The organism is Methylocystis sp. H62 (assembly GCF_015709515.1).
Taxonomy (GTDB): Bacteria; Pseudomonadota; Alphaproteobacteria; order Rhizobiales; family Beijerinckiaceae; genus Methylocystis.
Genome location: NZ_JADNQZ010000059.1, coordinates 552,604 through 574,107 on the forward strand (window position 1 = coordinate 552,604; position 21,504 = coordinate 574,107).

Sequence of the window (21,504 nt, forward strand, 5' to 3'; positions counted from 1 at the left end):
CCGACTGTACAGCGGATTTAGCAGACAATTTTATGCGCGAGCGCAGGATGTCTCACGCGGGCCGTCGCGACCGCACGCGCAGCTTGCCGACGCGCCGCGGATCGGCGTCGACGATCTCGAATTCGTGGGAGTCGACCGGCGTCGCGATGATCTCGCCGCGCATCGGGACGCGGCCGGCGAGCCAGGCGACCAGACCGCCCAGCGTCGTCACCTCGGCGGGCGTATCTTCAAGTCTGAAGTCGACGCCGAGCCGCACCGTCACTTCGTCAAGATCGGCGCGCCCGTCGATGATGAAATCGCCGTTCTCAAGCTCGACGAAGCCCGACTCGTCGACGACGTCATGTTCGTCCTCGATGTCGCCGACGATCATTTCCATGATGTCCTCGATGGTGACGAGGCCGTCCGTGCCGCCATATTCGTCGATGACGAGCGCCAGATGCGTGCGCGTCGCCTGCATGCGGATCAAAAGATCGAGCGCCGGCATGGAGCGCGGCACGAAGAGCACCGGCTTGAGCAAATTCGCCTGCGAAAGCGGCGTGTCGAAGTCGATCTTTTTTGGTTCGACGGTCGTAACGTCGGCGCCTTGGGGACGATCGGCGCAGCACGCGATATGATTGACGAAATCGCGGATATGGATCATCCCGCGCGGATCGTCGAGCGTATCGGCGTAAACCGGCAGGCGCGAATGGGCGGCGGTGCGAAACAGCTCCAAGGCTTCGCGCAGCGGCGCATCCTGCGAGATGGCGACGATGTCGGCGCGGGGGATCATCGCGTCGTCGACGCGCATGTCGTGCAGGCCGAGGACGTTCTTCAAGAGCGCCCGCTCATGCGGGGTCACGTCGCCCGCAGATTCGTCAAGCCTCTCCTCGATGTCCTCGCGCACCGAGGCCGGCGCAAGACCGAGCAGCCCGCGCAGCCTGTCGACGAGGCTCAGGCGTGGTCCATCGCCAGTTCGTCTGAATGGAATGGGATCGTCGGCGTTATCGTATCGCGTCGACATGCGCTTTGTTCAATTCGCTCCGCCGGCCGGCCCGTCTGCATCCTCCGCATAGGGGTCGGGAAATCCAAGCGCCGTCGCGATTTTACGCTCCAGCGCCTCCATCCGCTCGGCCTCGGCGGCGGTCTCGTGATCATATCCGATCAGATGCAGAAATCCATGTGCGATCATATGCGCCGTGTGGGCGCGCAAAAGCTTGCCCTGCTCCTCCGCCTCTCTGGCGACGGTTTCGAAGGCGACGATAACGTCGCCAAGCAGAGGCTTGCGCCCCAGCGCGCCAGGCGTCGGAAAAGACAGGACATTCGTGGGCTGATCCTTGCCGCGCCACTCGGCGTTAAGCGCCTGGATCGCCGCATCGTCGCAAAATGTGACGCTGATCTCACATTCCGGCGCGAGCGTGGCCTCGCTCGTTGCGAGACTCTGATGCACGCATGCTTTGGCCAAATCTTCCAGGTCCGCGATCCGCCGCCAGGCGGGCGCCGCGACATTCACGTCGATCTCCAAAGTCAGGGGTCCCGCGTCTGCTTGTTGGCGCGCGCGGCGCGCTCATAGGCTCCAACGATTTGCCGGACAAGATCGTGACGCACCACGTCGCCTTCCGAAAATCTCACGCGACCGACGACGTCGAGATTGGCGAGCAGGTTTACGGCTTCCGAGAGGCCGGATTTCTGCCCGGGAGGCAGATCGGTCTGCGATGGATCGCCGGTGACGATCATCCGCGAGCCTTCGCCGAGCCGGGTGAGAAACATCTTCATCTGCATCGAACTGGCGTTCTGCGCCTCATCGAGCAGGATGCAGCTTCGCGTCAGCGTGCGGCCGCGCATGAATGCCAGCGGCGCGACTTCGATGAGTCCCGTCTGCATGCCGCGCTCGACCATCCGCGCATCCATGAAATCATGCAGCGCATCGTAGATTGGGCGGAGATAAGGGTCGACCTTGTCGCGCATGTCGCCAGGCAAAAAGCCGAGACGCTCGCCGGCCTCGACGGCGGGGCGGGACAGAATCAGCCGTTCGACTGCGCCTTGCTCCATCAGCTGCACGGCGTGGCCGACCGCGAGCCAGGTCTTGCCCGTGCCCGCAGGACCCTCCGCGAAGACCAGTTCGTAGCGCTTGAGCGCCCGCAAATACTGGTCCTGTGCGGCGTTGCGGGCGCGCACCGGCCCGCGCTTGCGGGTCAGGATCTGCTCGAAAGCGCCGCGTGACGGCTCCGAATCCGGAAACAGGCTGCGTTGGCGCGCTGATTCTTCTATGGCGCCGTCGACGTCGCCGAGCGTGATCGTCTGGCCGAGCGCGACGCGCTCGTAAAGCGCCTCGAGCACGCGTCGCGCATGTTCGCAGGCCTCGGACTTGCCTTTGAGCGTGACGTGATTGCCATTGGCGAAGGAGGCGACGCGCAAGCGTCGTTCGATCTTGGCGAGATTCTGGTCGTAGAGGCCGAAAACGAGCGAGGCGTGACGGTTGTTTTCGAAGGCGAGCGTGATTTCCGCTTCCGGGTCAACAGGCTCCGGTCCCCGTGCGGCGAGCAACGGGTCGTCGATAGTCGTCAAGCCTTCGCCTCCTTGCTCATGAGCCGTCCGCTCAAGGAATTCGAGCCCGCCGCGATGATCTTCACTCTGACTTCGCGGCCAACGCACGCCATCGGGCCTTCAACATGCACAGCCTGCATATAGGGAGTCTTGCCCCCAATTTGCCCCTCATGCCGGCCGGCTTTTTCAAAGAGCACGTCGAGTTCCCGGCCAACGGTCGCCGCATTGAAGCCTTGCCGCTGCTCTTCAAGCAAAACCTGTAGCGCCGCGAGGCGTTCGCTCTTGACGGTCTCGTCGATTTGATCGTCCCGGTCGGCGGCGGGCGTGCCGGGCCGCGGCGAATATTTGAAAGAAAAGCTTGAAGCGAAGCCCACAGCGCGGGCGAGCGCCATCGTCGCCTCGAAATCGGCGTCGCTTTCGCCCGGAAAGCCGACGATGAAATCCGAAGACAGGGCGACGTCTGGCCGGGCCTTTCGAAGCTGCTCGACGATGGAGAGGTATGCGTCTGCGCCGTGCTTGCGGTTCATCGCTTTTAGAATGCTGTCCGAACCCGATTGAACCGGCAGATGCACATAGGGCATGAGCTTTGGATTTGCGCCATGCGCGTCAATCAGCTCCTGCGCCATGTCGACCGGATGACTTGTGGTGTAGCGCAGCCGCGCCAGGCCTTCGATCTGCGCCAGCCGGTCGAGAAGCTGCGCAAGGCTTGCCTCCCGGCCGTCGCCATCCGGACCAAGATAGGCGTTAACGTTTTGGCCGATCAGCGTGATCTCGCGCACGCCGGCGTCGACGAGGCGCATGGTCTCGGAGATGATCTCGGCGACGGGACGCGACGCTTCGGCGCCGCGCGTATAGGGCACGACGCAAAACGAGCAGAACTTGTCGCACCCTTCCTGAACGGTGACGAAAGCCGAAACGCCGCGCGCGCGAATCTGGGCGCGACTGGGCGCAGGCAGGACGCGAAATTTGTCCTCGACGGCGAAATCCGTGTCCGCGAGCCTTGCGCCGTCTTTAGCCTGGCGCAGAAGCTCCGGCAGTCGGTGATAGCTCTGCGGACCGACGACGATATCGACGGCGCGCTGGCGCTTGAGCACCTCTTCGCCTTCAGCCTGGGCGACGCAGCCGGCGACGACGATCTTCATGTCGCGGCCTTGCGCGTTCAGTGCCCGTTTGGCGATCGCGAGCTTGCCGAGTTCGGAATAGATCTTTTCCGCGGCCTTTTCGCGGATATGGCATGTATTCAGGATGACGAGATCGGCGTCTGCTTCGCTCTTGGCCTCGGCGTAGCCCTCGCGGCCGAGCAGGTCAGCCATGCGCGTCGCGTCATAGACGTTCATCTGGCAGCCGTAAGACTTGACCAGAACCTTGCGTTTCAGTGCAGACGGAGCCTCGCCCGCCCGCGGCGGCGTCTGAAGCGCGTCTAAAACTTCCGTGCTTATTTTGTCGCTCCGTCTCACGCGCCCGCCACGACTCGGCGCTTCAAGCGCCCAGCGCGCGCACTATACGACATTTTGCGCCGCGACGCCGTCGTGGGGCGAAGAATCTGCGCCTCTTATATTTTTTCTACCGGCCCCGGGTAGGTCGCCAGGAGCGCATCCGCCGTCAGCAGCGTCAAACCCTCCACGACCGCCTGAGCAATGAGCAGTCGATCGAAGGATCCTCATGAATTAAGGGCAAGGCGTCCGTGGAGCGCGTGCTGGCCGAGCACGGGCAACTCGTCGTACCCATCGTTCAAGAGTCCCTGACGCAGCGCACGCGGGTCGACTTGAAAGTCGGCCCGATCGAGGCGTTTGATGGCGACTTCCCACAGGCTTGCGACGCTGTAGACAAGTTCATTTGCCTCCTCGAGCAGGACCGCTTTAGCCTTTGAGAGGCGATCGGGCGACATGGCGGCCCATAGGATGATCTGGGTATCGAGTAGCAGCCTCACGCGTCGCCTGCGAATAGGCGTCCAATCTCGATCTCGCCCATACGGTCGAAATCCTCGGGAATCAGGCCTTGCCCTTCCATGAAGTCGAGCCGCTGGATTAAAGGCTTCACCGGAGCCTCGAGTGGCGTGACCTTCACCAAAGGTTTTCCGGCCTTCGCAATGATGAAAGGCTCTCCCTTAGAGGCAAGATCGACCAACTTGGAGAGCTGGGTCTTGGCTTCGTGTATGTTGACGATGCGCATGAGAGTCTCGGCTGGACTAAACCAAGTTAGTCTAGTTTACCGAGAAGTGCCTGCAAGCTGGCGCGCACTCAGATCTCCAGCCGCAGAGCGATCGCCGCGCGCCGCTCGCCGTTGGCGCGCTGGTAGTAGTTCTGCCGCCTGCCGATCTCCTTGAAGCCTTCCCGTGCGTAGAGCTTCAGCGCGGCCTCATTGTCGTCGGCCACCTCCAGAAAGACGAGGCGGGCGCCGCCGCGCTCGAGATTTTCGAGATGTTTTTCAAGAATGCGCCGGCCCAGTCCCGCGCCGCGTCTGCTGGGGTCGACGGCGAAAGTGAGGACTTCGGAGTCGGGCGGCGTCAGCCGCGAGAGGATGAACCCCCCAAGCTCGCCTTTCCGGCCCTCGGGGACTGCCCCATCGGCGACGATGTGGGCGTCCGTCAAATAATTTTCAAAGTCGATTTTCGACCAGCCAAAAGCGAAGGACGCTCCATGCAGGCGCTCGCAGTCATCGGCGCGCTCCGCCCCGATGGGTTCGATGACGAAGGTCGGCTTGGCGAAGAAGGACGAAAGCAGCGTCATGGCGCAAAGCTCACGCCTGCGCCGCGGCGGCGGCGCGCGCTGCCGCATCGCCCAAGCCTGCAACAGCCGTTAGGGCGTTGGGTCGGGCGGCGGGCATCGTGACGTCGGGCTCTTTAAGATAAAGCGGCCGAGCGGGCGCAGTATCCGGCTGGGCGGCAAGGCCAAGACGCGCCACGAGGACGATATCGGGCGCAGGCTGCTCGCTCGCGATTCTGACTGGAACGCCGCGAGCGCGCGCCTCCTTCGCAAGCAGCGGCGCGCCGGAGCCGGTCAGAAGCAGCGGGCCGGTCCCGAGCGCGCGAAGCGCTTCATGCGCGTTGATGCGGCGCGGCGAGAGGAGCGGGCGCCCGTCCGGGCCGAAGGCGGCGATGTAGACCTTTTCATGGCGGGCGTCGATCGCCGCCGCGACCACGCCGTCGAAGGGATCGATGATCAGCGGCGCCGCCAGCGCGGCGAGCGTCGAAACGCCGACAATCTCGGTCTTACAGGCGAGCGCGATCGCCTGACCGGCGGCGAGGCCGATACGAATGCCGGTGAAAGAGCCTGGTCCGACTGTGACCGCGACGCGGTCGAGCGAGGCGAACCCGCCGTCGACCTTGCTCATGACGCGCCTAATCAGCGGCAGCAGAGCCTCGGCGTGGCCGCGCTCCATTTCCACGGATTCGGCGGCGATCGGCGCCGCCGCGTCATGGTCCAGCACGCAGGCCGAGACGGCTGGCAGAGCGGTGTCAATCGCAAGGATTCGCATGATTCGTCGATTATGACGGTTTTCGGAGCGCGATCAATGTCGCCTCCGGAGATGCCGCCCTACGCCGGCTCGACCCCTTTCACCTGTGGCAGGAAATGCTTGAGCAGGTTCTCGATGCCGTTTCGCAAAGTGGCGGTGGACGAGGGGCATCCGGAGCAGGCGCCCTTCATGGCAAGATAGACGACGCCGTCCTTGAAGCCGCGGAAGACGATGTCGCCGCCGTCGCCGGCGACCGCCGGGCGCACGCGCGTCTCGATCAACTCCTTGATCGTAGCGACCGTCTCCGCATCGGCCGAGTCATAGAACTCACCGTCGGGCTGCGCCGGCGCCGCGCCTTCGGTCAGGAGCGGCGCGCCGGAGGCGAAATGCTCCATGATCGTGCCCAGAATGGCGGGCTTCAGATGCGGCCATTCGGCGCCGTTCTTCGTCACCGAGACGAAATCCGCGCCATACATCACCGCCTCAACGCCGTCGATGGAGAGCAGCGCCTCGGCGAGCGGCGCATGAGCGGCGTCATCGCGCGAGCGAAATTCCATGGCGCCTTGGCCCAGAACGTCCTGGCCGGGCAGAAACTTGAGCGTTGCGGGATTAGGGGTAGCTTCAGTCTGGATGAACATCGGGAGACTCCTGCGTCCGGTTCAAGGCCGGCGGAAGTGCGCGAATATCACAAATTGAGCGCTCTGTGACATCTCTACATTACTACTTAAGCGCTTCGCCGCAGTCTTGCGAGGCGCTTCGCCGCGAGCCCCACCGCTTGAGCGCAACCCCCGCCCACACCGCCTCGACCAGGCCGAACGGCCAAGCGCCTTGAAGGAACCCGTAGATCGATCCCAGAACGCAGGCGGCGGCGAATCCCAGCACGAACCATTGGCTGCGTTCCTCCATGGAATAAGTCAGCAGCATCGCGCTTACCGCGAAGAGCCCGAACCAGGTCAGCGCATCCATCGAACAATTCCTCTGGCGCCGTCCTGCTCTGGGCCACGTCTTGCATTTGCCATGCCCAATCGAATCTCGCAGTGTCACCCGATGGATGAAATCTCGCTGCTCGACGCCAACGCTGCTTATTATCGGGCCTTCGCCGCACGTGACCTTGGCGGTTTGAACGATCTTTGGGCGGAGGAGGGCTGTTCCTGCGTTCACCCAGGATGGCCGGCGCTCGTCGGGCGCATGCCGGTGCTCGCCTCCTACCGCGATATTTTTCGTAATCCGGCGCAGGAAGCGGTCACGACGCGAGACCCACAGACGCTGATCGAGGGCGCCGACGGGCGGGTGTTTTGCATCGAGGAGGTCGGCGGCGGGTTGCTGCTCGCGACCAATTGGTTTCGCTGGAACGGGGAGCGCTGGCGGCTCGTGCACCACCAGGCGAGCCCGCTCGCCCCGCCGCCGTCGGCGCGTCGGGAAAGCAAGCGCTCGTTTCACTGAGGGGGCGTCATCACAGGTGACGCGGCTCAGGAGTCCGCGCCTTCCGCCTGCTTCTTCCGGGTCACTTTCTTTGGCTCCCGGCGCGGGCCTTCCACCAGCCGCACGACGAGGCCCCACAGCGTGCGCACGTCCTGCTGGGTGAGGCCCATGCGGTGGAACATGTTGCGCAGGTTGCGCGACATGACGGGCTTCTTCGTCAGCGGACGGAAGAAGCCGCGCTTGTCGAGTTCGCCCTCGAGAAAATCGAAGAAAGCGAGGGTCATCTCGCGCGTCGCCGGGGGCGAGCGCTCTTCGATCTCAAACGGAATGGCGTCGCCATGCGCGGCGCGGAACCATTCATAGCCGGTGAGCAGCACCGCCTGGGCGAGATTGAGCGAGGCGTAGGCGGGATTGACCGGAAAGGTGAGGATGGAGTCGGCGAGCGCGACGTCGTCATTGTCGAGGCCGGTGCGCTCGGGCCCAAACAGCACGCCATGCTTTTCGCCCGCCGTTATTCGCGCCGCCGTGCTTGGCATCGCCTGGGCGGGCGTCAGCACCGGCTTCATCTGGCCGCGTCCGCGCGCCGTCGCGGCGTAGACGAAGGAGAGATCCTCGATCGCTTCGCGCACGCTCTCGTAGAGCTTCGCGCTTTCCAGGAGATGCACGGCGCCGGCGGCGGCCGCATAGGCGCCCTTGCGGTAGGCGCCGGTGCGCGGCCAGCCTTCGCGCGGCGAGACGAGGCGCAAATCGGAGAGGCCGAAGTTGGCCATGGCGCGTGCGCACATGCCGATGTTGACGGCGAGCTGCGGACGCACGAGCACAATCGCCGGCCCCCCGGAAAGGGCCGTCTTGCTGCGATCCGTTCCGGCCCCGACCAATTTGACTCCTCGCCCCAAAGCGGCCGGCAAATTAGGGCGGAAAGCGTTCGGGGGGAAGGGCGGCTTCGCCGCTTAGTCGCAGGCCCCTGGATTGCTACCCAAAACCTTTAGCCGACGCTATAAGGCGCGCGGCACAGAGGAGCGGATGCATGCGGAAGATCAAGGTTGCGAATCCTGTCGTCGAACTCGACGGCGACGAAATGACCCGCATCATCTGGGCCGCGATTAAAGACAAGCTCGTTCGACCCTATCTCGACATCGATCTTCTCTATTACGATCTCTCGATCGAAAATCGCGACGCCACGAACGATCAGGTGACGGTCGACGCGGCCTACGCCATCAAGGAGCATGGCGTCGGGGTGAAATGCGCGACCATCACGCCCGATGAGGCGCGCGTGAAGGAATTCCATCTCAAGGAGATGTGGAAATCGCCGAACGGCACCATCCGCAACATCTTGGGCGGCGTCATCTTCCGCGAGCCGATCATCTGCAGGAACGTGCCGCGACTGGTGCCGGGATGGACGCAGCCGATCATCGTCGGACGCCATGCCTTCGGCGATCAATATAAGGCCACTGACTTCAAAGTGCCGGGCAAGGGCCGTCTGACGATCAAATTCGAAGGCGTCGACGGCGACGTCATCGAGAAGGAAGTCTTCAACTTCCCCGGCTCCGGCGTCGCGCTGGCGATGTACAATCTTGACGAGTCGATCAGCGAGTTCGCGCGCGCGACGTTCAACTACGGGCTCACGCGCAGATATCCGGTCTATCTGTCGACCAAGAACACGATTCTGAAGGCCTATGACGGCCGATTCAAAGATCTGTTCCAGGAGATTTACGACGCCGAGTTCAAATCGAAATTCCAGGCGCTCGGCCTCACCTACGAGCATCGTCTGATCGACGATATGGTCGCCTCGGCGCTCAAATGGTCAGGCGGCTACATCTGGGCGTGCAAGAATTACGACGGCGACGTCCAGTCAGACACGGTGGCGCAGGGCTTCGGTTCGCTCGGCCTGATGACGAGCGTGCTGATGACGCCCGACGGAAAGACCGTCGAGGCCGAAGCCGCTCACGGCACGGTGACGCGGCACTATCGCGAACATCAAAAGGGGCACGAGACCTCCACCAACTCGATCGCCTCGATTTTCGCCTGGACGCGCGCCCTCGCGCATCGCGGCAAGCTCGATGGGAACGAGGATCTGGTCCGTTTTGCCCGCACGCTTGAGGAAGTGTGCGTCGCGACCGTCGAGTCCGGCTTCATGACCAAGGATCTCGCCCTGCTTGTCGGCTGCAATCAGAAATGGCTGTCGACGACAGGCTTTCTGGACAAGATCGACGAAAATCTGCGCAGAGCCATGGAGTGAGCGGCGGCGCGGGGAATGATTGTATGTGGCGCCCGTCGCGGCTATATAGGCGTCGCCTATAGGCCAATTAGGGATTCGCGAGATGGCGGTGGATCTGGAAGAAACGTATAAGCCTTCCGAAGACGAACCCTTCATGTGCGATCGGCAGCGCGAATATTTCCGGCGCAAACTGCTGGCTTGGAAGGAGGACATTCTGCAAGAGAGTCGCGAAACGCTGGCCACTCTGCAGAATGAAAACGAAAACCATCCGGATCTTGCAGATCGCGCGTCGTCCGAAACTGATCGCGCCATTGAATTGCGCGCGCGCGACCGGCAGCGCAAGCTCATCGCTAAAATCGACGCGGCGCTGACGCGCCTCGACGACGGCAGTTACGGCTATTGCGAGGAAACGGGGGAGCCGATCTCGCTTAAGCGCCTCGACGCCCGTCCGATCGCGACGCTGTCGATTGAGGCGCAGGAGCGTCACGAACGGCGCGAAAAAGTCTATCGAGACGATTAGTCCGAAACCTTCGGGGGAAAAGCAAAGGGCGTCGCCGCTGGCGACGCCCTTTTTTATTCCTTCTGATCCGAGCGGCCGAGCAGTCGCGCCATCTCCGCTTCCAGCGAGTCCAGCGGATCCACGTCGGCCGGAGCCGGCGGCGGCGGTGGGGGAGGCGGCGGCGCAACGGGTTTGGGCGGCGGCGGGGGCGCAGGCGGGGGCGCTGCAGGCCTCGCGGCGGCCGGCGGGGGAGCGGGAGGCGGCGGCGGCGCTGCAGGTCTTTGCGCCGGCGGCGGTTCTGCCGGCCTCGGAGGCGCTGCGGGCGGCGGAGGCGGCGGCGCCGGGGCCGCTGCTTCAGGCGCCGGCGCGGGCTTGGGCGCCAGCCGCTGCTGAGCGCGCGCAAGGAAAGGCGGCGTCGGCGAGCGGGGCGGAGCCGGGCGCTGCGGCTGCGCGGCCGGACTTGAAACTCTTGGTCCGGCCGGCGGTGGCGGGGGAGGCGGCGGCGCAGCAGGCCTCGTGGGCGCGGGCGCGAAGAGGTCGGGCGGCAGATTGACGGCGCCCGCCGCGGCGGGTTTCGGCAACGGCGCTTCTAGCTCTCGAGACGGAGCCGAAGGCCCGGCAGGCCAGTTCGCGGCGGCCGGCGCTCCGGGGCGCTGCTCCGGCCCGCGGCTGACAGCGCCTTCGAGCCGGTTGATCGTCCCCTCGACGAGGATGTCGTTGGGGCCGCCGATCAGGAGCAGATGTTCGATATTGTCGCGCCGCACAATGACGAGCTGGCGCTCGCGGTCGAGGTCATAGACATCGACGACGTCCAGCCTGCGCGCGCGATTGCGGCCTCCGGGCGAACGGAGGCGGCGTCCGAACAACAGACGGAAAATATAAAGCAGCAGCACCGCAGCGACGAGGAACGCAACGAGCGCTGCGAGCGCTGGCAGCAGTTGAGTGAATTTATCAGGCATGAACGGCTAGTCTCTCGTTCGAACGCGCGTGAACCTTGCCAAATTAACAGCTTTCATGGCAAGCGCCGAAAAAAGGTTAATGAATGGTTAATGTTTGCTGAATCAGCGTCCTTCCGACGTCCGGCGTTGCTATTATTGGCGTTCACAGCCATTGTTTTAGATGATTCTGTAAGCGTCGGCAGAGTAATAATCGGCGCGCCGGCGTCAGCATGGCCGTCGCGATCGGCGATATATGACGCGGGTGGTTAAGAAATGAGCGACAGGACCGAAGCGGCCGCCTTGGGACGCAGCGAGCGGCCCGCGAATATTGGATTGACGCTCGCCCTCGTCATCGCGTTGGTCGCAGGCGTCGCCGCCTATTATCTGACGCCTTCGGACCTCGCGCTCCGCGTCACCATCCTGGCGCTCGCGGTTTTCGGCGTCGCCGGAATCTTTTTTCTCTTCGCCTATGCGGTTGGATTGATTCACTTCTCCGGCCGAGTCGCCGGCAACGACGTGACGAAGCTCATCGCCGACACTTCCGGGGAAGGGCTGCTTGTCACCAGAGGCGATGCGCGCATCGTCTACGCCAACGAAGCCTATACGGCGATGTGCGACGCGAAGGACGCTTCCGGCGTTCAGCTGGTCGAGCGGCTATTCTCAGGGCCGCCCGAGGTCTCCGAGGCGATCTACAGACTGGTCCAGGCGGCGCGCGGCGGCGTTTCGCATAGCGAGGATTTGCGGCTTTCGCCGCCGCTGTCGGGGCAGGGGCCGGTCGGCTGGTACCGGATTCGCGTTCGGCCGCTGCCGACGACGTCGGGCGTCCGCTCGTGTCTCTGGGCGGTGGCCGACGTGACCGCCGATCGACAGCGGCAGGAGAACGTCTTCCAGGAACTCCAACACGCGATCGATTTTCTCGATCATGCGCCGGCGGGTTTTTTTTCCGCAAGTCCGGACGGCGCCGTCTCTTATATGAACAAAACGCTCGCCGGATGGCTGGGCTACGATCTCACGCAAGTTGGATCTGGCGGCGCGACGCTGTCCTCCATCGTCGCTCATAGCGGCGCGGCGCTTCTCGCCGCGATGTCGGGCGCCCCGGGCGACGTGCGCACCGAGCAGATCGACCTCGACCTGCGATGCCGCAACGGCAAGTCGCTGCCTGTCAGGCTGCTGCACCAGGTCGCGTTCGGTCAGGACGGCGAATCCGGCGCCTCGCGCACCCTGGTGCTCAACCGCGCCTCTGGCGAACAGCCGGAAGAGAATTTGCGCGCGGCCGAGGTGCGTTTCGCACGCTTCTTCAACTCGACGCCGATGGCGATGGCGACGCTCGACGGCGAGGGCCGCGTGCTGACGTCGAACGCGGCCTTCGCGAAATTATTGCCGCAGGCGCTGAAGTCGGGCCAGGGACAAGCCGCGGCGCCATGGTCGGTGCTGACCGGACTGGGCGAACGCGACGGCGCCGCCCTGCGCGCCGCGATCGAAGATGCGATCGAAGGCAAAGGCGAAGTGCGCCCGATCAATGTCGTCTTCGAGGAAGACGGCGCCGGCGCGGCGACGCGTTCGGCGCGTTTCTTCGTCTCTTCCGCCGAGGACGCCGGCAAGAAGGGCGCGATGGTCTATGCGCTCGACACGACCGAGCAGCGCAAGCTGCAGGAGGAGTTCGCGCAGTCGCAGAAGATGAATGCGGTCGGCCAGCTCGCCGGCGGCATCGCGCATGACTTCAACAATATGCTGACGGCGATCATCGGCTATTCGGATCTGCTCCTGTCCAGCCACCGGCCGACCGACCCCGCCTTCCGCGACATTCGCCAGATCAAGGAAACCGCCAATCGCGCGGCAGGCCTGACGCGGCAGCTGCTCGCTTTCTCTCGCCGGCAGACGCTGCGCCCGCAAGTCCTGCAGCTCGGCGACGCGCTCTCTGAAGTGCAGAATTTGCTGCGCCGCGTCGTCGGCGAAAAGAACGAACTCGAACTTCGTCTTGGCCGCGATCTTTGGTTCGTGAAGGCCGACATCACCCAGTTCGAACAGGTGATCATCAATCTCGTCGTCAACGCGCGCGACGCCATGTTGGAGTCAGGCGGACGGGTGCAGATCCGCACGCGCAATGTCGCCGCCTCGGAATGCGCCGCCTTCAATGAGGCGGCGCTGCCGGCGGCGGATTATGTGCTGGTCGAGGTCGAGGACTCGGGCAGCGGCATTCCCGCCGATGTGAAAGAAAAGATTTTCGAACCCTTCTTCACGACCAAGGAAGTCGGCAAAGGCACGGGCCTTGGGCTTTCGACGGTGTTCGGCATCGTCAAGCAGTCGGGCGGTTTCATCTCCGTCGACAGCGAGATTGGGCGGGGCACGGTTTTCCGCATTTTCCTGCCGCGCTACGTGCCGGAGGAGAAGGAGACGTCGCAGAAGGCCGATACGCCCAAGGTCGCTGCCGACTACACAGGACAGGGCGTGGTTCTCCTCGTCGAAGACGAGGATTCGGTGCGCTCGATCGGCGCACGCGCCTTAAGTTCGCGTGGATTCACGGTGCTCGAAGCCGCGACGGGGATGGAGGCGCTCGAGGTCGTCGAGCGCGTCGACGGCAAGATCGACCTCATCGTCTCCGACGTGGTGATGCCGGAGATGGACGGCCCCGCGATGTTCGCCGAACTGCGCAAACGCGGCGTCGCGGCGAAGGTGATCTTCGTTTCCGGCTATGCCGAAGAGGCCTTCGCCAAAAATCTTCCCGAAGGCGATTTTGGTTTTCTGGCGAAGCCGTTCTCGATCAAACAGCTGATCGAGACGGTCAAGGCGCATATGCCCTGACGCGGCAGAGAACTAAAGCGAGCGGGATGGAGCTCACAATGCCGGCGCGACGACCCGCATGCGGCGCTTGATTCCGTCAGGTCCGATGACGTCGCGATAGGTTTCCGGCGTAGCGGCCGCGCCGTCCTCGGCGCTGGGCTGCGCCTGCGCTGCGGGTTCTGGCGTCTTCGTCGGCTCTGGCGCCGCTGCGGCGCCTTTCGCTTTCCGACCGCGCGCCGCGCCGGGCGGCAGCGCGCGCGACAATTGCTCGGCCTGCTCCGCGGTGACGACCTGATCCTTCGCATGGCGCTCGGCGATGAGTCGCTCGGCTTCGGCGAGCGCCTCGGCCCACGATTGCCCCGGCGGCTTGCAGCCGCAGGCCGGATCATAGGTCGTCTCGAATTTATGCGCGTTGGGATGGTCGGAATAAGCTTCGCCGTCGATCGAAAGGGCGGAACTGAGCACCTTCGATTGCGACGCCGTATAGAGTTTCACCTCGGCGTTGGGACACAGCGCCCGGCACATCGTCGCGAGATCGTCGAGATTGGAGCTGCGCGCCGAATAGGTGATGGGGAAAAACCCGCCGTCGCAAGCGCGCACGCAGATCGCCATTGGACCCCCGCGCGGCTTTCCGTCTGAAGGTTCCTGATCCGGGTCTGGACCGACGGGCATGTCGCGCGCGCCCGGGCTTTCATCGGGCGCGACGCCAAACAGCTCTTCAAAGAAATTGCGCGGTCGCGCAACCCGCGCTTGCGCCGCCTGAGGATTGCGGCATTCAGCCTCATAACGGGCGGCAAGCGCCTGACGCTGGCCGCCGTCGTCGGCGCTCGCCCGTTCGTAGCCGGCGATGGCCCCAGAAAGTTGATTGAGCTGCGCGTTGATTTGACTGCACTGAGGCGGCGGCGGATCGCCGAAGAACAGGAATTGGCCGCGATCGCAGCCGAGTGCGCGGGCTCTCGCCGCGACGCGGGCATAGTCGCCGCGCTGCTTGGCGGCCGCGGCCTGGTATCTCCCCGCGCTGCCACCGGCGCTGGCGCGGGCGATCTGCGCGCGCAACTCCGTACAGTAGGGACTTTCCCCTGCCGCCGGCGAAACGGCGAGGAGGCCGAACGCGACGCCGGCGGCGACCGCCAGTTTCGTCCGCTTGAAGGCGCATTTCGTCAAAAAGGGCTTTATGGTCGCGGCCTCATTGAAGTTTTTGGCTCTCTTCACACTCTGGTAAGAAGCCGAGAAACGCTTGCGCGATCGCTTGGCGACTGATGTTCCGGCGCGCGTCGCTTACGACGAATCGCGCCATTTTCACCAATCCGGGCCGCGGATCAAACGTCGCTCGATTAATCCCGCCCTTCATGTCGGCAACAAGGCGCCGGACGCCGCCGCCAGCCCCGTCGCGCGCGTCGAATTTTTTGCCTCGCCCAGGGTCGAGGCCCTTCCCTTGCCGCGCGGCTTCGCCCATATCGGCAACGGCGTCGCTAGAGCGCGGCTCACGGAAAAGTGGAATTCGGTTTTTCGCACGGAGCCCGCTCTAAGCTTTCGAGATCGGTCATGTTATCCGCCTTTGGCGATTCCGCCCAAGGGCAGCGTGATCCAGGAGGTTGCCGATATGAAGCGTTCCAAATTGCTGGCTCTGATTTCGACAGCCTTTCTTTGTTTTGGCGCCGCGCCGGCCTTTGCGCAGAATGGGCCGGATCTCATTTTCCGCAAATCGGTGGATTTCAAGCTCCTCACCCCGAACGACAAGCTCGCGACCTATGGAATCGACGACCCGATGATCGAGGGCGTCGTCTGCTACTATACGGCGCATGAAAGAGGCGGCGTCGCCGGCATGTTCGGCGTGGCGGAGCAGTCGTCGGAGGTTTCGCTCGCCTGTCGGCAATATGCCCCGGTCAAATTCAAGGAGAAGTTCGGCCAGGGCGATACCGCGTTCAGCGAGCGGCGTTCGCTGCTGTTCAAGCGCATGCATATTGTTCGCGGTTGCGATGCTAAGCGTAATGTGCTGATCTATATGGTCTATTCTGACAAGCTCGTTGAAGGTTCGCCCGAGAGTTCGACCTCGACCGTCGCCATTCAGCCCTGGGGCGGCCAGAACGAAGTCCCGCAATGCGGAGAATTTCTGCGCTGATTAATCGACGCAGGCGACGACCGCGGCGTCCGGCTCGATCGAGGCGCGCGTCGCGTTAACGTCGATCGAGGCGGTCACATCGTCGGCGCGGCCGAAGGCTCTGGCCGCGCCATGGCCATGCGCCGCGCACCAGGAATCGGCGACGATCTTGCCGCAATCGGCCTTATGCGTGAGGCATTCCGTCAGGCCGTAGCCCTCCTGATCGGCGATGACATAGGCGGCGCCCGCGCTCGCTTCGGCTCGTGCGGCGCAGGCGTAGCCGACGCCAATCAACATTCCCGCGAGCAGCGACGCAAACCCACGCCGCCCGAACGACGCTTCATATTTCGACATGATGAACAAAGCCCCACGCGACCCCGACAGCCTGCCGCAGACCTAGCGCATAGCGGTAAAACCCGAGTTAAACGGCCCGCCGCTCGGCAGGCGTCGCGCTTGACGCGGCGGCGCGCTTTGGCGCATGGTCGCCGCCATGACGCTTCGGCTCACCATTTGTCGGAAGACCATTATCAGCTAGCGATCACGCTGGCCGGAGCCGTCACGTCTCTCAAAACGACATGAAGCGACGCCCCGGCCGGCGCCTTGCGGGGAAATTCATGTCGACGCCTGCGCTGAAAATCTACAATACGCTGAGCCGGACGAAGGAGGAATTCCGTCCGATCGATTCCGCGCATGTGCGCATGTATGTCTGCGGACCAACGGTCTACGACTACGCGCATATCGGCAACGCCAGGCCGCTGATCGTTTTCGACGTGCTGTTCCGCTTGTTGCGCCATCTCTACGGCGCCGAGCATGTCGCTTACGTCCGCAACATCACCGACGTCGACGACAAGATCAACGCGCGGGCGTTCGAGCGCGGGATTTCCATTCGCGAACTGACGGACGAAACCAACAAGGTCTTTCAGGCGGACGTGAAGGCGCTCGGCTGTCTCGAGCCGACCGTGCAGCCGCGCGCGACCGAGCATATCGCGCAGATGGTCGCGATCATCGAGCGGCTGATCGCCTCAGGCCATGCCTATGCGGCCGATGGCCATGTGCTCTTCGACGTGCCGTCGATGCAAAATTACGGACGCCTGTCGCGGCGCTCGCTCGATGAAATGCTCGCCGGCGCGCGCGTCGACGTCGCGCCTTATAAGCGCGGCGACATGGATTTCGTGCTGTGGAAGCCCTCAAAGGAGATCGAGCCCGGCTGGGACAGCCCGTGGGGCAGGGGACGTCCCGGCTGGCATATCGAATGTTCGGCGATGTCCTGGGCGCATCTTGGCGAAACCTTCGACATTCACGGCGGCGGCATCGACCTCGTCTTTCCGCATCACGAAAACGAGATCGCGCAAAGCTGCTGCGCCTTCGGGCAGGACGTGATGGCGAATTACTGGATGCATAATGGCTTCCTGCAGGTCGAGGGCGAGAAAATGTCCAAGAGCCTGGGGAATTTCGTGACGATCCACGAGCTGCTGCATACGGAAAAGTTTGGCGGGCGGAAGTGGCCGGGCGAAGTGCTGCGCCTCGCGATGCTGCGCACGCATTACCGCCAGCCGATCGATTGGACCGTGAAGGCGCTGGAGGAGGCGGAACTTAGTTTGCGAAAATGGTCAGCCGAAATTGGCGGCGTCGAACTGGATGGAGATGGGTTCGGAAGTGGTTTTGGTGCGCCTGACGGTAGTGGTTACGGCGGTGGGTTTGCTGGTGTCGATACGGTACTAGATGCCTTGGCAGATGACTTGAATACACCATTCGCGCTGACGATTCTGCACGCTATCGAGAACAAGCGCGAACTTGATGTTAATCTCAAATTGCTTGGCATTGACGTGCAGTCGTACGCCAATTGGGTTCAGATTGAAAAATCTTGCTCGGTTGATGAAGGCGCGGTTTTCATGCTCATCAGCACCCGCAATGCCGCCCGCGCTTCAAAAAACTGGGCCGAGTCCGACCGCATCCGCGACGAACTCGCCGCCATGGGCATCGCACTCAAGGACAATAAAGACGGCACCACGACCTGGGAGGTGAAGCGATGAGCGCGCCTCTTTCAATTAAGCGCGCGCAACCCTCTCCCCTCGGGAGAGGGTGGCCGCGGAGCGGCCGGGAGAGGGGTTGCGGCGTTGCTCGTTTGCGCGCGCCTTTGCGCCCAAGATCGTTTCCCCTCATCCCGGTCCTTCGGACCGACCCTCTCCCTTTGGGAAAGGGCGCCACAAACCTTTTTTCAGTCGAGGCGAAGCAGGGGCGCTCGCGGCGCGCGCGCACGAGCGATATCAGCGGCGCGAAGAATTTCCTGCAGCACCCAATCCAGTCGTTCTTTCACGTCATCGTTGGTGAAGCGCAGTTCCAGATAACCGTGACTTTCGATCGCAGCGCGGCGCGCGGCGTCGGAAAGCGGCTGATCGGCATGATGGCCGCCATCGAGTTCGATGGTGAGTCCGAGGCTGCAGCAGCAGAAGTCTGCGATATATCCCGCAATCGGAGCTTGACGGCGAAACTTGAGCCCATGGAAACGCGAGGCGCGCAATTCGCGCCAGAGAATTTCCTCGGGACCCGTGCTCTCGCGCCGCAATCTGCGCACGATGGAAATGTTCTTGCCCGCCATTTATCGATCAAATCGCAAAATTCGATAGCGGGAAACCCCTCTCCCGGCCGCTCCGCGGCCACCCTCTCCCATCGGGAGAGGGTTCGTTCCTCGAGGTCGCGACATGTCCAACGATGACTGGAAAAAGACGCTTCCCTTCAAGCGCCACTGGGCGCTCTATCTCGCGTTCAAGCTGATCGTGCTGGCGCTCGCGGCCTTCATCGCGTGGCATCTGCTGCGCGCCTTTGAGATCGTGTGATGGCGCGCAGCGCGCCAACGCCCGGTCTGCGGCCGTTTCTTCCCGCGGACGCGGCGACGCTCGCGGCGCTCTTTCGCGCCAGCGTCGAGGCGCTTGCCGTCGACGACTATGACGATGCGCAGCGAGAAGCCTGGGCGTCTGCGGCTGATGATGAAGCGGCCTTCGCGTCGCGCCTCGCGGATGCGCTGACCATCGTCGCGCTTGTCGACGGGAACATCGCCGGCTTCGCCTCGCTGCGCGACAATAAGATATTCGACATGCTCTATGTGCGGCCCGACATGGCGCGCAAGGGCGTCGGGTCGGCGCTCGCCGAGGCGATCGAAAAACTCTCCGCCGCGCGGGGGACGACGCTGCTGACGGTCGAGGCCTCCGACGCGGCGCAGGACTTTTTTGCGGCGCGCGGCTATGTGGCGACGACGCGCAATATGAAAACGATCGCCGGCCAATGGCTCGGCAATACGACGATGACCAAGGAGTTGGCGGCCCCCGCCGCCGGGAGAGCGCATTGATGGCCAAGGAACGGGCCAAGGAACGGCTGACGCTATACGACACGACGCTGCGCGACGGCGCGCAGACGACGGGCGTCGATTTTTCGCTCGACGACAAGCGTCAGATCGCGGCGCTGCTCGACGACCTTGGCATCGACTATATCGAGGGCGGCTATCCTGGCGCCAATCCGCTCGACACCGAGTTTTTTGCGCAGCGACCGAAACTGCGCGCGCGCTTCGCCGCCTTCGGCATGACGCGCCGGCAGGGCCGCTCGGTCGAGAATGATCCGGGCGTCGCGGCGCTCCTCGACAGCAGCGCCGACGTCATCACCTTTGTCGCTAAGAGCTGGGACTTTCAGGTTCGCGTCGCCTTACGCTCCACGGAAGAAGACAATCTTGCAAGCGTTACGCAATCCGTAAACGCCGCCGTCGCGCGCGGAAAGGAAGTCGCCGTCGATTGCGAGCATTTCTTCGACGGCTTCAAGGCGAACCCCGACTACGCGCTGGCCTGCGCGAGGGCAGCGCATGCGGCTGGCGCGCGATGGATCGTGCTCTGCGACACCAATGGCGGCACGCTGCCGCACGAGGTTGAAAGCATCGTCACAGAGGTCGTCAAGCAGATTCCAGGAAACCGCGTCGGCGTGCATTGCCACGACGACACGGGACAGGCGGTGGCGAATTCGCTTGCCGCCGTGCGCGCCGGCGCACGGCAGATCCAGGGCACGCTCAACGGTCTTGGCGAACGCTGCGGCAACGCTAATCTGACGACGATCATTCCGACGCTATTGCTGAAGAGCGAATTTTCCGAGCGCTTCGAGATTGGCGTGACGCAAGAGAAGCTGACGCAGCTGACGCGTGTGAGCCATGCGCTCGACGAACTTCTCAACCGCGCGCCCAACCGTCATGCGCCCTATGTCGGCGCCAGCGCCTTTGCGACGAAAGCCGGCATTCACGCTTCGGCCGTGCTGACCGATCCGCGCACCTACGAACATGTCACGCCCGACTCGGTCGGCAATGTGCGGCGCGTGCTCGTATCGGATCAGGCAGGACGCTCGAACATCGTTTCGGAGCTCGCCCGGCTCGGCCTCGCCCTCGAAAAGGACGATCCGCGTCTGACGCGGCTGCTCGACGAGGTGAAGGAGAAGGAAGCGCAAGGCTACGCCTATGAAGGCGCCGACGCCTCGTTCTTTCTTCTGGCCAAGCGCGTGCTCGGCGAGGCGCCGCATTTCTTCGACATCGAACGCTACAGCGTCGCGGTCGATCGGCGCTTCGCCCGGAATGGCGGCTTTGAGGACCAAGGCGCCGAGGCGATCGTCAAGATCAATGTGGATGGCGAGAGCCGCATTTCCGCCGCTGAAGGCAATGGTCCCGTCAACGCGCTGGATCTCGCGCTGCGCAAGGATCTTGGCGCCTATCAGCGCTTCATCGAGGACGTTCGGCTCGTCGATTATCGCGTCCGCGTGTTCCAGGGCGGCACCGACGCAGTTACGCGCGTTCTCGTCGAATGCGCCGACGGCGAGGGCGAGCGGTGGTCCACCGTCGGCGTATCGGCCAATGTCATCGACGCGTCCTTCGAGGCGCTCGTCGACGCGATCAATTATAAGCTGCTGGTGTCAGTCGAGCGCAACGACCGTCAAACCGCTAAAGCCGCTCAGTGACCGCTGTCTCGCTGATGTCAGGAGAATGGCGGACCGCCGCGAAAATCATCGGCAGGATGTCTTCGACGCGTTCGGCCACGAGATAGCGCACGTTGTCGACCTCGCCGAAGAACTCCTCGTTCCGCATATGCGCGAAAAGCGACAGCAGGGGACGCCAGAAGCCGCCGATGTCGGCGATGACCAGAGGCTTGGTGTGACGGCCGAGCTGGATCCAGGTCAGCTGCTCGGTCAGCTCCTCCAAAGTGCCGACGCCGCCAGGCAGCGCGATGAAGGCGTCGGATCGTTCGAACATCAGGCGCTTGCGCGTGTGCATGTCGTCGACGACGACGAGCTCCGTTGCGCCGGTGAAGGGAATCTCCCGTCGATCCAGGAACTCGGGAATGATCCCGGTGACAACGCCCCCGGCGGCGACCGTCGCCTTCGCCAGAACGCCCATCAGGCCGATGGCCCCGCCGCCGTAAACCAGGCCGACCCCGGCGCGCGCAAGGGCCGCGCCCAGCGCCCGCGCCGCCGCTGTGTAACGCGGATCGGCGCCGATCGAGGAGCCGCAATAGACGCAAACATTCTTAATTTCTCGCATGTG

26 protein-coding genes are annotated in these 21,504 nt (G+C 63.7%); 11 read left to right on the plus strand and 15 right to left on the minus strand.

The genetic code is table 11. The features are described 5' to 3' along the window. Positions 1–52 precede the first annotated feature (52 nt). From IYY11_RS22045 to IYY11_RS22090, 10 genes are all read right to left on the minus strand, one after another. On the minus strand, positions 53–1,000 hold the full coding sequence (locus IYY11_RS22045; RefSeq protein ID WP_196405840.1) for a hemolysin family protein: 948 nt from the start codon (positions 998–1,000) through the stop codon (positions 53–55). Between the two features lie 9 nt (positions 1,001–1,009). Further along, positions 1,010–1,501, minus strand: coding sequence for an rRNA maturation RNase YbeY (ybeY, locus tag IYY11_RS22050; RefSeq protein WP_196405841.1), 492 nt, complete (start codon positions 1,499–1,501; stop codon positions 1,010–1,012). Positions 1,502–1,503: 2 nt separating this feature from the next. After that, positions 1,504–2,544 carry a PhoH family protein gene (locus tag IYY11_RS22055; protein ID WP_196405842.1) on the minus strand — a complete coding sequence of 347 codons (1,041 nt, stop codon included), beginning with the start codon at positions 2,542–2,544 and terminating at the stop codon, positions 1,504–1,506. Further along, positions 2,541–3,899 (minus strand): tRNA (N6-isopentenyl adenosine(37)-C2)-methylthiotransferase MiaB, encoded by a 1,359-nt coding sequence (miaB, locus tag IYY11_RS22060; RefSeq protein WP_196405928.1) that lies wholly within the window; start codon positions 3,897–3,899, stop codon positions 2,541–2,543. The genes IYY11_RS22055 and miaB overlap by 4 nt, the downstream gene beginning before the upstream one ends. 284 nt (positions 3,900–4,183) lie before the next feature. After that, entirely contained in the window at positions 4,184–4,453 is a 270-nt protein-coding gene (locus tag IYY11_RS22065) for a hypothetical protein (protein ID WP_312029765.1), read from the minus strand. Beyond that, positions 4,450–4,695: a type II toxin-antitoxin system Phd/YefM family antitoxin gene (locus IYY11_RS22070; RefSeq protein ID WP_196405843.1), complete on the minus strand. Its 246-nt coding sequence runs from the start codon at positions 4,693–4,695 to the stop codon at positions 4,450–4,452. The genes IYY11_RS22065 and IYY11_RS22070 overlap by 4 nt, the downstream gene beginning before the upstream one ends. Positions 4,696–4,763: 68 nt before the next feature. Further along, positions 4,764–5,252: a GNAT family N-acetyltransferase gene (locus IYY11_RS22075; RefSeq protein WP_196405844.1), complete on the minus strand. Its 489-nt coding sequence runs from the start codon at positions 5,250–5,252 to the stop codon at positions 4,764–4,766. A gap of 10 nt (positions 5,253–5,262) precedes the next feature. Next, the gene (gene tsaB, locus IYY11_RS22080) at positions 5,263–6,000 is read right to left on the minus strand and encodes a tRNA (adenosine(37)-N6)-threonylcarbamoyltransferase complex dimerization subunit type 1 TsaB (protein WP_196405845.1); all 738 of its coding nucleotides are present in this window, start codon (positions 5,998–6,000) and stop codon (positions 5,263–5,265) included. 59 nt (positions 6,001–6,059) lie between these two features. Continuing rightward, entirely contained in the window at positions 6,060–6,617 is a 558-nt protein-coding gene (locus tag IYY11_RS22085) for a NifU family protein (protein ID WP_196405846.1), read from the minus strand. Between the two features lie 82 nt (positions 6,618–6,699). Next, positions 6,700–6,945, minus strand: coding sequence for a hypothetical protein (locus tag IYY11_RS22090; protein ID WP_196405847.1), 246 nt, complete (start codon positions 6,943–6,945; stop codon positions 6,700–6,702). An 81-nt stretch (positions 6,946–7,026) separates the two neighbouring features. Here IYY11_RS22090 and IYY11_RS22095 point away from each other — a divergent pair, with 81 nt between their 5' ends. After that, a complete protein-coding gene (locus IYY11_RS22095; RefSeq protein WP_196405929.1) occupies positions 7,027–7,422 on the plus strand; it encodes a nuclear transport factor 2 family protein in 396 nt (131 codons plus the stop codon). 26 nt (positions 7,423–7,448) lie between these two features. Here the strand turns inward: IYY11_RS22095 and IYY11_RS22100 are convergent, their stop codons facing one another. Further along, positions 7,449–8,279 (minus strand): RNA methyltransferase, encoded by an 831-nt coding sequence (locus IYY11_RS22100; RefSeq protein ID WP_196405848.1) that lies wholly within the window; start codon positions 8,277–8,279, stop codon positions 7,449–7,451. A gap of 149 nt (positions 8,280–8,428) precedes the next feature. Between IYY11_RS22100 and IYY11_RS22105 the strand changes: the two genes are divergently transcribed. The 5 genes from IYY11_RS22105 to cckA all read left to right on the plus strand — a co-directional run bounded on the left by IYY11_RS22105 (position 8,429) and on the right by cckA (position 13,858). Next, positions 8,429–9,640 carry an NADP-dependent isocitrate dehydrogenase gene (locus IYY11_RS22105; RefSeq protein ID WP_196405849.1) on the plus strand — a complete coding sequence of 404 codons (1,212 nt, stop codon included), beginning with the start codon at positions 8,429–8,431 and terminating at the stop codon, positions 9,638–9,640. Positions 9,641–9,722: 82 nt separating this feature from the next. Beyond that, complete coding sequence (dksA, locus tag IYY11_RS22110) at positions 9,723–10,139, plus strand: RNA polymerase-binding protein DksA (RefSeq protein ID WP_014890379.1); 417 nt, start codon at positions 9,723–9,725, stop codon at positions 10,137–10,139. A 145-nt stretch (positions 10,140–10,284) separates the two neighbouring features. After that, a complete protein-coding gene (locus IYY11_RS23500) occupies positions 10,285–10,671 on the plus strand; it encodes a hypothetical protein (RefSeq protein WP_196405850.1) in 387 nt (128 codons plus the stop codon). Positions 10,672–10,858: 187 nt separating this feature from the next. Continuing rightward, positions 10,859–11,326, plus strand: a complete 468-nt coding sequence (locus IYY11_RS23505; protein ID WP_196405851.1) for a hypothetical protein — start codon at positions 10,859–10,861, stop codon at positions 11,324–11,326. Positions 11,327–11,329: 3 nt separating this feature from the next. Then, positions 11,330–13,858 carry a cell cycle histidine kinase CckA gene (gene cckA / locus IYY11_RS22125; protein ID WP_196405852.1) on the plus strand — a complete coding sequence of 843 codons (2,529 nt, stop codon included), beginning with the start codon at positions 11,330–11,332 and terminating at the stop codon, positions 13,856–13,858. A gap of 33 nt (positions 13,859–13,891) precedes the next feature. Here the strand turns inward: cckA and IYY11_RS22130 are convergent, their stop codons facing one another. After that, on the minus strand, positions 13,892–15,049 hold the full coding sequence (locus IYY11_RS22130) for a DUF2865 domain-containing protein (RefSeq protein ID WP_196405853.1): 1,158 nt from the start codon (positions 15,047–15,049) through the stop codon (positions 13,892–13,894). 391 nt (positions 15,050–15,440) lie between these two features. Between IYY11_RS22130 and IYY11_RS22140 the strand changes: the two genes are divergently transcribed. After that, positions 15,441–15,959 (plus strand): CreA family protein, encoded by a 519-nt coding sequence (locus IYY11_RS22140; RefSeq protein WP_196405855.1) that lies wholly within the window; start codon positions 15,441–15,443, stop codon positions 15,957–15,959. On the opposite strand, the gene IYY11_RS22145 is transcribed toward IYY11_RS22140, so the two are convergent. Next, entirely contained in the window at positions 15,960–16,292 is a 333-nt protein-coding gene (locus IYY11_RS22145; RefSeq protein WP_196405856.1) for a hypothetical protein, read from the minus strand. A 260-nt stretch (positions 16,293–16,552) separates the two neighbouring features. On the opposite strand from IYY11_RS22145, the gene cysS reads away from it, so the two are divergent. Beyond that, the gene (gene cysS, locus IYY11_RS22150) at positions 16,553–17,971 is read left to right on the plus strand and encodes a cysteine--tRNA ligase (RefSeq protein ID WP_196405857.1); all 1,419 of its coding nucleotides are present in this window, start codon (positions 16,553–16,555) and stop codon (positions 17,969–17,971) included. Positions 17,972–18,156: 185 nt separating this feature from the next. Here the strand turns inward: cysS and IYY11_RS22155 are convergent, their stop codons facing one another. Next, positions 18,157–18,537: an endonuclease domain-containing protein gene (locus tag IYY11_RS22155; RefSeq protein ID WP_196405858.1), complete on the minus strand. Its 381-nt coding sequence runs from the start codon at positions 18,535–18,537 to the stop codon at positions 18,157–18,159. A 103-nt stretch (positions 18,538–18,640) separates the two neighbouring features. Between IYY11_RS22155 and IYY11_RS23350 the strand changes: the two genes are divergently transcribed. From IYY11_RS23350 to cimA, 3 genes are read left to right on the plus strand one after another with little or no spacing between them, the layout of a single operon-like run. Then, positions 18,641–18,775 (plus strand): hypothetical protein, encoded by a 135-nt coding sequence (locus tag IYY11_RS23350; protein WP_269750296.1) that lies wholly within the window; start codon positions 18,641–18,643, stop codon positions 18,773–18,775. Continuing rightward, positions 18,775–19,284, plus strand: coding sequence for a GNAT family N-acetyltransferase (locus IYY11_RS22160; protein WP_196405859.1), 510 nt, complete (start codon positions 18,775–18,777; stop codon positions 19,282–19,284). The genes IYY11_RS23350 and IYY11_RS22160 overlap by 1 nt, the downstream gene beginning before the upstream one ends. Beyond that, positions 19,284–20,921 (plus strand): citramalate synthase, encoded by a 1,638-nt coding sequence (gene cimA, locus IYY11_RS22165; protein ID WP_196405860.1) that lies wholly within the window; start codon positions 19,284–19,286, stop codon positions 20,919–20,921. Before IYY11_RS22160 ends, cimA begins: the two co-directional genes overlap by 1 nt. Here cimA and IYY11_RS22170 read toward each other — a convergent pair. Further along, positions 20,905–21,501 carry a TIGR00730 family Rossman fold protein gene (locus tag IYY11_RS22170; protein WP_196405861.1) on the minus strand — a complete coding sequence of 199 codons (597 nt, stop codon included), beginning with the start codon at positions 21,499–21,501 and terminating at the stop codon, positions 20,905–20,907. The two genes, cimA and IYY11_RS22170, sit on opposite strands and share 17 nt — an antisense overlap. Positions 21,502–21,504: the final 3 nt, after the last annotated feature.

What these genes read in the sequence shown, in the direction of transcription:
- IYY11_RS22070 (WP_196405843.1), bottom strand. Translation starts at nt 4,695, where the DNA reads ATGCGCATCGTCAACATACACGAAGCCAAGACCCAGCTCTCCAAGTTG.
- IYY11_RS22090 (WP_196405847.1), bottom strand. Translation starts at nt 6,945, where the DNA reads ATGGATGCGCTGACCTGGTTCGGGCTCTTCGCGGTAAGCGCGATGCTG.
- IYY11_RS22155 (WP_196405858.1), bottom strand. Translation starts at nt 18,537, where the DNA reads ATGGCGGGCAAGAACATTTCCATCGTGCGCAGATTGCGGCGCGAGAGC.
- dksA (WP_014890379.1), top strand. Translation starts at nt 9,723, where the DNA reads ATGGCGGTGGATCTGGAAGAAACGTATAAGCCTTCCGAAGACGAACCC.
- IYY11_RS22085 (WP_196405846.1), bottom strand. Translation starts at nt 6,617, where the DNA reads ATGTTCATCCAGACTGAAGCTACCCCTAATCCCGCAACGCTCAAGTTT.
- IYY11_RS22075 (WP_196405844.1), bottom strand. Translation starts at nt 5,252, where the DNA reads ATGACGCTGCTTTCGTCCTTCTTCGCCAAGCCGACCTTCGTCATCGAA.
- IYY11_RS22095 (WP_196405929.1), top strand. Translation starts at nt 7,027, where the DNA reads ATGGATGAAATCTCGCTGCTCGACGCCAACGCTGCTTATTATCGGGCC.
- cimA (WP_196405860.1), top strand. Translation starts at nt 19,284, where the DNA reads ATGGCCAAGGAACGGGCCAAGGAACGGCTGACGCTATACGACACGACG.
- IYY11_RS22170 (WP_196405861.1), bottom strand. Translation starts at nt 21,501, where the DNA reads ATGCGAGAAATTAAGAATGTTTGCGTCTATTGCGGCTCCTCGATCGGC.
- IYY11_RS22045 (WP_196405840.1), bottom strand. Translation starts at nt 1,000, where the DNA reads ATGTCGACGCGATACGATAACGCCGACGATCCCATTCCATTCAGACGA.
- IYY11_RS22160 (WP_196405859.1), top strand. Translation starts at nt 18,775, where the DNA reads ATGGCGCGCAGCGCGCCAACGCCCGGTCTGCGGCCGTTTCTTCCCGCG.
- cysS (WP_196405857.1), top strand. Translation starts at nt 16,553, where the DNA reads ATGTCGACGCCTGCGCTGAAAATCTACAATACGCTGAGCCGGACGAAG.
- cckA (WP_196405852.1), top strand. Translation starts at nt 11,330, where the DNA reads ATGAGCGACAGGACCGAAGCGGCCGCCTTGGGACGCAGCGAGCGGCCC.
- IYY11_RS23350 (WP_269750296.1), top strand. Translation starts at nt 18,641, where the DNA reads ATGTCCAACGATGACTGGAAAAAGACGCTTCCCTTCAAGCGCCACTGG.
- IYY11_RS22140 (WP_196405855.1), top strand. Translation starts at nt 15,441, where the DNA reads ATGAAGCGTTCCAAATTGCTGGCTCTGATTTCGACAGCCTTTCTTTGT.
- tsaB (WP_196405845.1), bottom strand. Translation starts at nt 6,000, where the DNA reads ATGCGAATCCTTGCGATTGACACCGCTCTGCCAGCCGTCTCGGCCTGC.
- IYY11_RS22105 (WP_196405849.1), top strand. Translation starts at nt 8,429, where the DNA reads ATGCGGAAGATCAAGGTTGCGAATCCTGTCGTCGAACTCGACGGCGAC.
- IYY11_RS23505 (WP_196405851.1), top strand. Translation starts at nt 10,859, where the DNA reads ATGTTCGATATTGTCGCGCCGCACAATGACGAGCTGGCGCTCGCGGTC.
- IYY11_RS22145 (WP_196405856.1), bottom strand. Translation starts at nt 16,292, where the DNA reads ATGTCGAAATATGAAGCGTCGTTCGGGCGGCGTGGGTTTGCGTCGCTG.